The 11,629-nt window shown below is 40.3% G+C and carries 8 protein-coding genes; 3 read left to right on the top strand and 5 right to left on the bottom strand.

Annotation, left to right across the window (positions count from 1 at the left end):
• Nucleotides 1-106 precede the first annotated feature (106 nt).
• The 4 genes from GNE10_RS24500 to GNE10_RS24485 all read right to left on the bottom strand — a co-directional run bounded on the left by GNE10_RS24500 (nt 107) and on the right by GNE10_RS24485 (nt 4,677).
• A complete protein-coding gene (locus GNE10_RS24500; protein ID WP_185567443.1) occupies nt 107-610 on the bottom strand; it encodes a hypothetical protein in 504 nt (167 codons plus the stop codon).
• A 217-nt stretch (nt 611-827) separates the two neighbouring features.
• Entirely contained in the window at nt 828-2,369 is a 1,542-nt protein-coding gene (locus tag GNE10_RS24495) for an AAA family ATPase (protein WP_185567441.1), read from the bottom strand.
• Nucleotides 2,370-2,587: 218 nt separating this feature from the next.
• Nucleotides 2,588-3,184 (bottom strand): 50S ribosomal protein L25/general stress protein Ctc, encoded by a 597-nt coding sequence (locus tag GNE10_RS24490; RefSeq protein WP_185567439.1) that lies wholly within the window; start codon nt 3,182-3,184, stop codon nt 2,588-2,590.
• 149 nt (nt 3,185-3,333) lie between these two features.
• A complete protein-coding gene (locus tag GNE10_RS24485) occupies nt 3,334-4,677 on the bottom strand; it encodes an adenylosuccinate synthase (RefSeq protein ID WP_185567437.1) in 1,344 nt (447 codons plus the stop codon).
• 908 nt (nt 4,678-5,585) lie between these two features.
• Between GNE10_RS24485 and GNE10_RS24480 the strand changes: the two genes are divergently transcribed.
• Nucleotides 5,586-7,379 carry a CHASE3 domain-containing protein gene (locus GNE10_RS24480; RefSeq protein WP_185567435.1) on the top strand — a complete coding sequence of 598 codons (1,794 nt, stop codon included), beginning with the start codon at nt 5,586-5,588 and terminating at the stop codon, nt 7,377-7,379.
• Nucleotides 7,380-7,480: 101 nt separating this feature from the next.
• Here the strand turns inward: GNE10_RS24480 and GNE10_RS24475 are convergent, their stop codons facing one another.
• Nucleotides 7,481-8,419, bottom strand: coding sequence for an extracellular solute-binding protein (locus tag GNE10_RS24475; RefSeq protein WP_185567433.1), 939 nt, complete (start codon nt 8,417-8,419; stop codon nt 7,481-7,483).
• A 1,004-nt stretch (nt 8,420-9,423) separates the two neighbouring features.
• Between GNE10_RS24475 and GNE10_RS24470 the strand changes: the two genes are divergently transcribed.
• Together GNE10_RS24470 and GNE10_RS24465 are read left to right on the top strand one after the other, a co-directional pair.
• Nucleotides 9,424-10,365: a substrate-binding domain-containing protein gene (locus GNE10_RS24470; RefSeq protein WP_185567431.1), complete on the top strand. Its 942-nt coding sequence runs from the start codon at nt 9,424-9,426 to the stop codon at nt 10,363-10,365.
• A 439-nt stretch (nt 10,366-10,804) separates the two neighbouring features.
• A complete protein-coding gene (locus GNE10_RS24465) occupies nt 10,805-11,437 on the top strand; it encodes a hypothetical protein (RefSeq protein WP_221642977.1) in 633 nt (210 codons plus the stop codon).
• Nucleotides 11,438-11,629 lie beyond the last annotated feature (192 nt).

Here is an 11,629-nt window from a genome sequence, read left to right as displayed (position 1 = left end):
AAAGGTTAAAGGTTAAAGGTTAAAGGGTAAAGGGTAAAGGGATAAATTTAACCTTTCCCCCTTACCCCTTTCCCTTTCCCCCTTCCTAAAGCCCCATCCCCAATCCCTATCTTTGCCAAAACCTAAAATTAATACTTCCACTGGTACGACGGGAACGGCGGGGGGGGCTTCTTCTTTGGCGGTTGTTGATCCTTTGGTTGGATTCTTGAATTTCAGTTTCTTCTGATTCTTCAACTTCCAATTGAGTTTTAGCTTCTTCTTTACTTCCCCACCAAGCAGTAATCCATCCTCCACCCAAGGCGGCTATTGCACCCAGGAAAATACTCATGGGTGCTGGATATCCCAAAGATACAAAACCAAGCATGAAAAATAACCAGTATTTCAATCCTGTATCAACGCCATCAGAGGAGGCTACTGTTGGAGGTTGAGGACTATTATTGGTTGCACTTGTAATCCAGGTGAGGATAAAGCCCCCCAAAATTCCTAAGAAGATGCTTAGGGGGACTGGCGAACCGGTCATGATTAATATAAATGTTAAAAATGCGCCAAATAATAGCTGAGAAAAGAAGCTAGGAGAAATAGTAAAAAAGTCGTTTTTTTTGTCTGCCATAATCAATTTTGGATTTTGAGATTTTGGGGAATCCAAGGGGAATTTTGGATTGAAACAGTGCAGCTTCAGCAAATCATAAAGTATGGGATTTTAAATTTGGGATTTTGGATTTGTTGGATTCACTAGGAACAGCGTCTACAGGTTGCTCCTTTACAGAAGTACTGAAGTTCTTTTTAATCTAAAATCTAAAATCTAAAATCTAAAATTGGCACACTTATTAGGGAATCACCGCTTTTAATAGTGCCTCTTGTGGCTGAGTTGTATCCAAAATCTTTACGTATGTTTTTTCTTCTTCGGTGAAGGGTTCAGCTTGCTTGAGTTGTGAGTCTAACAAATCGGCAGTGGCATCGGCAATATCACCAGTGCGCTTATTTAAGCGCTCTTGCAAAACTTCCAGGGGTGCTGTGCATTGGATAATCTGGAGAGGAAGTTGGTTTTTTGTAGCTTGGGCGATCGCTTCTTGCCGTAACTTTTGTTTATCATACTTGGCATCTAAAATTACATCAAAACCTTGATTAGCCAGTATAATCCCCAGTGACAACAAGCGGGTGTAAGTTTTCTCTGTCATTTCGGGTGTATACAAATCATCGCCCCCTTTCTCCCACAGTGGAACTTTGCCTAAATGCTTCCGCACTGCATCGGAACGCAGGTGAATTGCTCCTAGTTGACGAGCTAAAAGTTTCGCTGTTGTACTTTTACCAGAACCAGACAGCCCCGACATCAAAATGAGTTGTCCCTGTTTTGGTTTAGTATACTCCCAAGCCTGTTTGTAATAGCCAGTAGCAGTTTGTGTTGCTTCTTCCTTCACTGCTGGGGGTACACTGGCATCGTCTAGCAAAAATGAAGTTACCTTGGCTCGCACGTAAGCTTGGCGGCTTAAATACAACGGTAATACCTGTAAACCTTCCCAATCTCCAGTTTGCTCGATGTAAGCATTCAAAAAGGCATTACCCAAGTCCTTGCGTCCCCGTGCTTCCAAATCCATCACGGTGAATGCCACATCATACATTACATCCACAAACCGAAACGGCTCATTAAATTCAATGCAATCAAACAGCAAAATTTTATCGTGCCACAGAGCAATATTTCTCAGGTGTAAATCCCCGTGGCATTCACGAATATAATCGTTGTGGATTCTGCTAGCAAATAATTCTGGACGTTCGGCAAAAAACCGATCTGTATATTCCTTTGTTTGTGTAAATTGCGCCTCAGTCTGGGGGCCACCGATATATTTTTCAGTTTGCTGATAATTTTCATCAAAGGCGGCTCGGACATTTGGCACTTCACCAAAACCGCGAATATAATCATTCGTCTCGGCTTTGGCATGGTATTGAGCCACTATCCGTCCCAACTCATCTAAGAGTGTTTCACGTAACTGACCTTGTTCAAAAATCGTGCTTAATAGTGATTCTTGGGGAAATTGACGCATTTTCAGCACATATTCTGCTACTTCTCCTGTTCCCCCTAGTTGGTATTGCCCCCCTACCAGAGTTATGGGCAAGACTTCTAAATATAACTCACCTGCTCCCCGTTGATTTAACCGTAACTCTTCCTGACAATAATACTGCCGCTTCTCTAAAGTCGAAAAGTCCAAAAACCCGAAATTAACGGGCTTTTTCAACTTATAAGCGTAATCCCCAGTCAGCAGCACATAAGAAACGTGAGTTTGAATGAGTTGAATAGATTCTGTTACCTCGTGGGGATAAAATCCAGGCTCCAACATTTGCTTAATTAAAGCCGGAAGAGTTACTTCTGTCATTTCTTAGCCTCTGCGTTCTTTGCGCCTTTGCAGTTCAAATATAGAAAAACCAGAGTTTCCCCTGGTAACATCAAAAATTATTACATAGTTTACCGAATGGCAATTCTGTAAACCAAGCAAACACCAATTTGCTATTCAAAAAAACATAGAGACGTTGCAATGCAACGTCTCCAACAAGGATTTTGTGGGTAAACGAGGGTTTTCACCCCCATTCGCCATCAAGAAGCTGCTTCGCTTTCTTCTTCAGCAGCAGCATTAATTTGCGGTGGTAGAACGCTGACGATAACTCGTTCTGATTCAGCTAAAGGTGTTACACCCTGAGGAAAAGAAATATCACTGATATGTAAAGTGTCACCAATTTTCAGGTTAGCGACATCGATTTCAATTACCTCTGGGATGTTCTCAGGGGCACAACTGACTTGCAATTCGGTAACAACAGTGTCTAGTACACCACCTTCTTGTTTAACACCAATAGCATCTCCGACAAAACGCAGTGGTACTTCTACAGTGGTGTCGCCATGACCCGCAACTGCAAAAAAGCTCAGGTGGTAAGGCGTACCCTTTGCTGGATGAACTTGCAGTTCCCGTATTAAAGCTTGACCCTGCCAAGGTACATCGGTAACCTTTAAGTCAATCAAAGTATTGTTGACTGAAGCTCTTTTAAGCAAGCGCTCAACGGTTTTGGCATCAATGGTCAAAGAAATTGATTCTGTACCTTTGTGACCGTATAAATTTGCCGGGATTTCTCCAGAACGGCGCAAAGCTTTGGGCTTGCTACCTTCTGGTCGCTTTTTACATTCAACTGTAATCGCCATAGAACTTTCCTTTGTCAGTTGTCATTTGTCATTTGGGCATGGGGCATTGGGAGTGGTAACTGTTAACTGTTGACTGTTGACTGGTGACTGGGGAGTTATTATTTTCCCCTGCTCCTTGCCTCGTCTCCCTTGTCCCCAGTCCCCACTCCCTACGCACTCAGCAACGAGGCGGGTGTGCCATCGGCGTGCAATAAAGCGCGTTTGGGGCCGTGGATGGGGTCTTCTACGATAATGGTTTGATCGCGGCTAGCTCCTAGTGAAACGATCGCGATCGGGACTTCCATTAATTCTGCTAAGAATTTTAGATAGTCCAGTGCCTGTTGTGGCAAGTCTTCCAGGGTGCGGCAGTGGGTTGTTGACACTTTCCATCCTGGTAAGGTTTTATAAATGGGGCGACATCTGGCAAATTGACGGGAACTGGTGGGGAAGTGTTCGCTGCGGACGCCATCTATTTCATAGGCGATACAAACTTGGATTTCTTCTAATTCATCGAGGACATCCAGTTTAGTAAGTGCCATACAATCCATGCCGTTGATTCGCACGGCATAACGACCGATGACGGCATCAAACCAACCACAACGCCGTTTGCGTCCGGTGGTTGTGCCAAATTCGGCACCGCGATCGCACAGTAATTCTCCCAGTTCTCCATCCAGTTCTGTGGGAAATGGCCCTTCTCCCACTCTGGTGGTGTAGGCTTTGGATACCCCAATCACCCGGTCTATCATTGTCGGCCCTAGCCCCGTACCAACGCAAGCCCCCCCGGCTACAGGGTTGGAGGAGGTAACATAGGGATAAGTTCCGTGATCCAAATCTAGGAGTGTGCCTTGTGCGCCTTCAAATAGAATATTCCGCCGTCGCTGAACTGCATCATATATTTTTATTGATGTATCAACGACATAAGGCCGCAAGCGTTCTGCATACCCCAAGTACTCCTCAATCACCTCTTGTGGATTTAGAGGCGGCAAGTTGTAAAGCTTTTCTAAAATGACGTTTTTATAATTAATCGTCCACTCCAACTGCTCCCGTAGCCCATCGGGATCCATCAAATCCAAAACCCGAATACCTGTACGTTCAGATTTGTCAGCATAAGTCGGACCAATGCCCCTACCTGTAGTGCCGATCTTATGGCTTCCCCGTTGTTCTTCTGATGCCTGTTCTATCAACCGATGATAAGGCATCGTTACGTGGGCTGTCTCAGATATCAGCAGGTGGTCAGTGGAAATATTTAATTCTTTTAGTTGGTCGAGTTCTGCTATCAAAATCTGTGGATCGATGACTGTGCCACAGCCGATAATGCAATCAGTATCCGGATACAAAATACCAGAGGGGATTAAATGCAGTTTAAAGGTTTGACCTTTGACTACAATTGTGTGTCCAGCATTGACACCCCCTTGATAACGTACCACAACATCTGCTGACCGACTGAGCAAGTCTGTTATTTTACCTTTTCCTTCATCGCCCCATTGGGCACCTATGACAATTACGTTAGCCAAGCGTTTATATTAAGAGGTAAAGTTTCCACAAACTATAATTATCAACATGTTTTTGCAAAAATGTCAATAATTACGCCAAACAATATATAGCAGTGTGTTGACTGATGACTGTTAAGCTCAGGGAACTCCAAAAAATAAATTATTCCAGTGGATGGGTTAACTGTGAACCGTCAACAGTCAACAGTCAACAATAGTTAGGACTTACGCAAGAACTCTCTCAAACTCTTATAACTTCGTGCCCTACCCTGCGGGAAGCCACTTTGTGTCTATGTGTCCTTTGCGGTTCGTTTATTCATACTTTTGCGTAAGTCCTAAATAGTAATGGAATATTTTTTTACTTGGCAGTCCCTAAGACATATCTAAATAGCATAATCACTTATGAAGTTTGTTGAAAGCTAACGGTAAACGGTCAACAGCCAACAAGCAAAGATATAGTTGTTGAAATTTGAAACACCTTGACTGGTGAGTGCCAGGACCAATATTTTTTTAAATTAAATAGAATTACTGTAGGTACTTTCCATTGGGGAATTCACCATAAAATGTCACTACAAAATATGAATCGGGAATATACCCTAATTTTTGAAATAAGCAATAAATCAGGTGTGTATCTGCAATTTTTTATGGCTACGATCGCCATTACCATTAACTGTCATTTATCATTGATTAGTTAACAATAACTCATAACAAATAGCAGCTAGTTAGTTCAAAAATTAATATATATTAAAAACTGGCGGTTTGGTTTTTAATTATTGTGTATACATGATTATCCCCAAAATTAAAGAAATTTACAACTTTCACAGCTTGTATTTTATTACCCGTGTTTTCCTACTGGTTCAAATACTCTCAGTATTTGTTTTCAATGCCTAATTATCACTCATGGAGGTCATGGGCAACAAAAGGGCGATCGCATGATGAAAAAATGGTCTAGAGTCCAAAAGCACAAAGCAATATTTATTTTGGCATTATCAATTGTATTTACTAATACTCTAATTACCTATGACAGCACTATTAAGCTGATTGATAATCGTGAATCTGTGACATACTCTCACAAATTTATTACTCAACTGCAAATTATACAAAGTATTCTACAAGATACTGAAACTGCCCAACGGAATTATTTAATTACATCAGATATAGAAGCTCTCACAGCATATTATCGGGGGTATAAAGACAGCGATCGCCATCTCCACAACCTCAATCAATTAATTGCTAATCATCCTCAACAGCAACAGTGGTTTGATTTATTAAAGTCAAAAATTAGTAGCAAATTCAACACCCTGCAACAAGAAATTTACTTAAGAAAAAATCAGGGATTGGCAGCAACTAAACAAATAATTTTGTCTAAACAAGACAAGCAAATAGGCAAAGAAATTCAACAGCTAATTTCTGAATCTTTAAAAACAGAGCAAAATTTATTACAGCGACAGATACAGGAGTCTCAAGCAATTTCCCAAAAAGCTGTAATCAGATTTTTAATGACTGTTGTTTTACATTTGCTGTTGGTAACGTTATTGTATAACTTATTGTGTAATTACGTTAAACAACTCCAGCAGGCAGAAGAGAAAATTTGCGAACAAAAGTTACTACTAGATGTAGCAAAAGACGCAATTATAGTACAAAATATCCACAACCAAATCTTATTTTGGAATCAAAGCGCCCAAAGTCTCTACGGTTGGAAAGTTGAGGAAGCTGTAGGTAAAAATGTTCAGCAACTTTTGTATCAAGGAACTTCACCACAGTTTGAAGATGCTTACTTAAGTGTCATAAATACTGGTGAATGGCGGGGTGAATTGTATCAACTAACAAAAGAAGGTAAGGAAATTATTGTTGAAAGTCGGTGGATATTGTTACAGCATGATAATGGACGACTCAAATCCATTTTGAGCGTGAATACCGAAATTACACAGCACAAACAATTAGAAGCTCAACTTTTGCGATCGCAACGTTTAGAGAGTATCGGTACTCTAACTAGCGGTATCGTCCATGACTTGAATAATCTACTATCGCCGATTTTAATGTCAGTTCAGTTGTTGCAAAAAAAATTTCCTGACACCCAAAGCCAGAAAATATTACAAACCCTAGAAAATAACGTTAAGCGCAGCGCTAATTTGCTCAAGCAAATCTTGACTTTTGCACGGGGGATTGAAAACAAACGCACAATCATCGAAATTCCCCCTCTAATAACAGAAATCCAGGAAATCATCGCTCAAACATTTCCTGATTCTATTATCTGCCAAATAGATATTCCCAAAAATCTTTGGTACCTCAGGGGAGACGCAACTCAACTACATCAAGTGCTGATGAACTTAGCCGTCAACGCCCGCGATGCTATGCCCGATGGCGGTACCTTGAAAATCGTAGCAGAAAATGTTGTTATTAGCGAACATTCTGCCCAGATTAATATTAATGCCAAAGTGGGTTCTTATATTGCCATCGTGGTTACTGATACTGGTATGGGTATGTCTTCGGAAGTACAACAACGGATTTTTGAACCATTTTTCACCACCAAAGATGTCAGCAAAGGTACAGGTTTAGGACTTTCCACAGCCCTAAGCATCATTAGAAATCATGGTGGTTTTATCAATCTTTACAGTCAAGCAGGTAGAGGTACTCAATTTACAGTATACTTACCAGCTTTAACACCTACACAAACGCCTTCGGTTCACCAAGAACCGGAATCAGTAGTTAGTGGAGATAGCTAGTAGCAATTGGCGTTGCTGAATAATGGGATGATTTAGGCTGACACGCAATACGGTTCGGTTAAAGGGGAAAGGTTTCAAATACTTTGGTCGAATAACTGATTTTACAACAGTTCGGTAACTTCAACTTTTTGCTGTTTGAGAGCTAACTTTCTCTGTAAAGCAAAAGCCACACTCAAAGCAAGTAAAATTCCTCCAACTCCTTGGGGTTCGGGAACAGATTTTGGACTACTAAATCCATACTTTGCAAGAATTTTTTGCCCACTGGGTGACAGGATGTAATCAGCTAGTTTTGCACCTCCAGGATTAGCATCTTTAAGTACTGTCAAACCATAGTCAGCTTGAACTTTTAAGCTATCTGGCAATTCCACTATCTCAAGACTTGGTGAAATTTGTTGAGCGGATAAAGCACTGGTGTAATATACCAAGTAAATGTCTGCTTTATTAATATCTTGGAGATAATACACTATGCTGCCCCCTGGACTATTCCTATCCGGGGGTAATGTTCCTGATAATATTACAGCCTTGCCATTTAGTTGGGCAAAGCTACCTGAACGAAGTTGTTCGGTTTTGCGAAATACTTCGACTCCATAATCTCCCAAGGGATCGCTTACAGGTTTGGAAATACCTAATTTAACATTAGGATCGAGAAATTTATTTAAAAGATTCTCTGTTGTCAATGATACTTCAGGTGTGGCGATCGCATAGATGGGATTTTCGGCAAAGGTTTTGACTTGTCCACTTAAGTTATTTTGATTCAGTGTAATGGCGTTACCTAAATCAGCACTAGCGAAGACATCTGCTTTTTCCCCCGCCAATAAACGATCTTTCAATGAACCAGAGGAAGCAAATTCTGTTTTCACTGGAATGCCAAATTCCTGGGTAAAAGCACTAGCAACTTCTGATAGCGCACCCCTCAAACTACCCGCAGCGTATAAAGTCACTTCATCCGGTGTAGTTAGTGTAGCTGCTAAAGTCTGTTTTATCTGGGTAATATGAACAAGGAATATAGTCAGCGAAGCGGCAAGCAAATGCTTTTTCATGATGAATCACCCATATTTTTGGAAACATAAAACACATACAGCAGCTTTCAAATTGGTAAAGTACCAAGCTAAGTTTGTTACCCAGATATCAAGGGTATTTTATTCCTGAGTGCTGAATTTTACTGTATTTATTGCATAGTCACTCGTAAGGTTTGTGAGCTACCCACAGCTAACAGCCAACAGAAAGCATACATGCACTGAAAAAATGTCGAGTAGCTTAACTAATGCTCAAACAAGTTTATGAATTATTCATTATTTACTGCGTATTTTTTTTATACGCATTTGTATTTTTCTTGAAGTTAGTATACCAACTTAGTTGGAAAAAATCAATTCAACTACGTGATTAAACCATGACTTTATGAAAACTCAAACAAGAAATAAGTAGCTCAACCTAAAAAAACGTAATACGTAGATGTCAATAAATGTAGCGGCGTGGCAAGTCTTAAATGTTGCAATAGATTTTATTGTGGGATGGGTGTCCTCACCCGTCCGGGCGGGCTTTCCTGCCCACCCCACAAGAGTTTTTAGCCCAGTCACGCTACTACCATTGTTTTATGTTTAATTAAGTTGACCTGCTTACCTGAATTTTTACTCACTCAGCACTAAGGCAGCAAGATTATTTGTTGAAGTTGGGCATTGGGGAAAATGCGTAGGATATGCTAACTGATTTGAAATTAAGAAATATTAAAATTCGTGCTGACTCGATTTTTCCAACTTTATTGGTAATATACTCATAACTGAAAAATCACATGCAATAACCAAATCCAACCTTACAAATCAGGGAGCAGTTAGATAGTTTGAATCTTTTCGCGATCTGATAATTCGCTGACTACATATCTTTGTTGGTGCTGAATATTAATAAACTACTCGAAGTGTATCAGCAAGGCTTGAGTCATGGAAATCCAAAACATCAATTATTCCGGTTAAAGCGTTGACTGTTAACTGTCAACCGTCAACCGTCAATCGTCAAGACTCCCTTTTATTTGGAAGTCCCTTAATTAGTGATGAAAAAGCATTTAGTCACCATCTGGCTGACTACCAGTACTTTGAGTCTCATTTTGCCTCATCCAACTTTGGCTGTGACTCTTTACGGTGCGGGTAGTTTGAACAATAGTCTCACAGAAGTCGCTAACTCTTTTACCCAAGAGTATAAAATTCCGGTAACAACCCGATTTGGCCCATCTGGTTTAACACGAGAACTCATAGAACAAGAGTTATCACAGACAGGGAAATCCGCAGATGTTTTTGCAAGTGCGGATATCAATAACCCACTGAGACTGTTTGAACAAGGTTTAAGTCAACCTGTAGAAACATTTGCAAGCAATCGTTTGGTTGCTGTTGCGCGATCGGATTTGTCACTAACATCGGATAACTTATTGAGCAAACTGCTAGACCCAAACATCAGATTGGGTACTTCAACTCCTTTAGCAGATCCTTTAGGGGATTACACACAGGAGGTGTTTCGCAAAGCCGATGCAATTAACCCAGGTAGCTTTCAACACCTGAACCAAAAGGCCCTACGTTTGTCCGGTGGTGCTAATTCTCCATCGGTTCCACCTGGAAGAGTTAACTTAGTTTACTTTCTTGAAGATACGCAGCAAGTAGATGTTTATTTGTCGTACTACACGATTGCTCTTTCAGCCCTCCAACAATCTTCTAATCTGCAAGTTGTAGAACTACCTGAAAACCTAGCAGTTAAAGCTGATTATGGACTGACTGTACTTAAAGATGCTAGTCCGGAAGGAACAAAATTAGCCGAATATATCCTTTCACCAATTGGACAAAAAATACTAACAAACTACGGTTTCACTGCTGCTAGAACTACCTCGATACCAGAAAATCAAGGAGTAGGTGGAATTTTTCTGGCAATAGGTTTAGCCTTTGCTGTGCAACAAAAATTAGCATTTGTCAAAAAGCAACAAGTGAAAGTAGAAAGCGATCGCTAGATTTAAAAAACCTATTCACTTGAATAGTTTTTTCAAAAGATAAATCAAAAAAATGTATCTTGCGTTACATTTTAGCCGATAAGATTGGTATAGGATTTACTACCAGATAAGTTGGTATAGCATCAACAACGAGATATTGTATTTAACACAACTTAAGTCAGAGCAAAATGCACTAACTTAAGGTGAAATTCACAGATGGTCGGGATTAGAAGAATACCAATTTTTGGATGCAACGAGAAAAAAATTTCTAATTCCACCTTTTCCAAAGTTCTCAAACCATTGAAAATAGTTAACTCTACCAAAAATGAAAAAACCTATTGGTCAGCCTAAAAGACCAGAACTCAGAACGCGTGTAGACGCACTCCTAGATTCAATGATTGCAAAGTTCTATACAGAAGTTCCGTTCTCTCAACACATGTTGAATGGATCGGAAATCAATATGGATTACTACAAACGGCACAACATTGAAACTATCCTGCGGTTACGGTTAAAACGTACAGTTGATGCATTAGCTATCCGGTACTTCACAAAGCACGATCCAGTTCAAGCCAAAGCATGGGCTAAATACACCGAAGAGGAAATGCTTCACGATAGTGAATTCTTTGTCAGGGATCTTGAGGCTGTAGGTGTATCTAAAGATGCGATTTATTTGCAAGAGCCAATGCTCTCAACGAAGTTGCTTATGGGATATTTGCTCTTTGATATTGAATACAAAGATAGTCCCCTAGCTTTGATTTCAAGCGTTTACTTCGTGGAATACACAACAGTCAAGACTCAACCGCAATGGTTGGATAATTTGGCAAAAATTCTTGGTAAAGACAAAATTGTCGGAGCCAGAGGACATGTCAACCTGGATCTCAAAGATGACCATGACGATTTTGTGTGGGATGTCCTTGTGTCTCTCCTCAAAACTCCTGAAGATGATGAAAAAGTCCTGGAACACATACGTAACATTGGTCGGCTTTACGTTGCATACTTTATGGAACTCCATCAGGAGTTAATAGTAGGTGAAACAGAGGATTTAATTTTAGGCAAATCTCTCGATCGAAGTCTGCTGGCGCAGGTGTCTTAATGTAGGCAACAAAGTCAGGACTTATGCACCTTGGTTACTCGTTGAAACTAGTGGTTTGTCAAGTGAACTTAGCTCTTTAAAGGGTAAAGGGGAAAGGTTTTAAATTCCTTATACGATTTTGGATTTTAGATTTTAGATTTTGGATTAGGAATTGCTTTGTACATTTTGATTCTGAAAATCCATCTGTAGCAT

Source organism: Nostoc sp. 2RC (genome assembly GCF_014222165.1).
GTDB classification, from domain to species: domain Bacteria; phylum Cyanobacteriota; class Cyanobacteriia; order Cyanobacteriales; family Nostocaceae; genus Nostoc; species Nostoc linckia.
The sequence above is the reverse complement of the archived record's forward strand: the minus strand, read 5'-3'. Positions and strand labels throughout refer to the sequence as shown.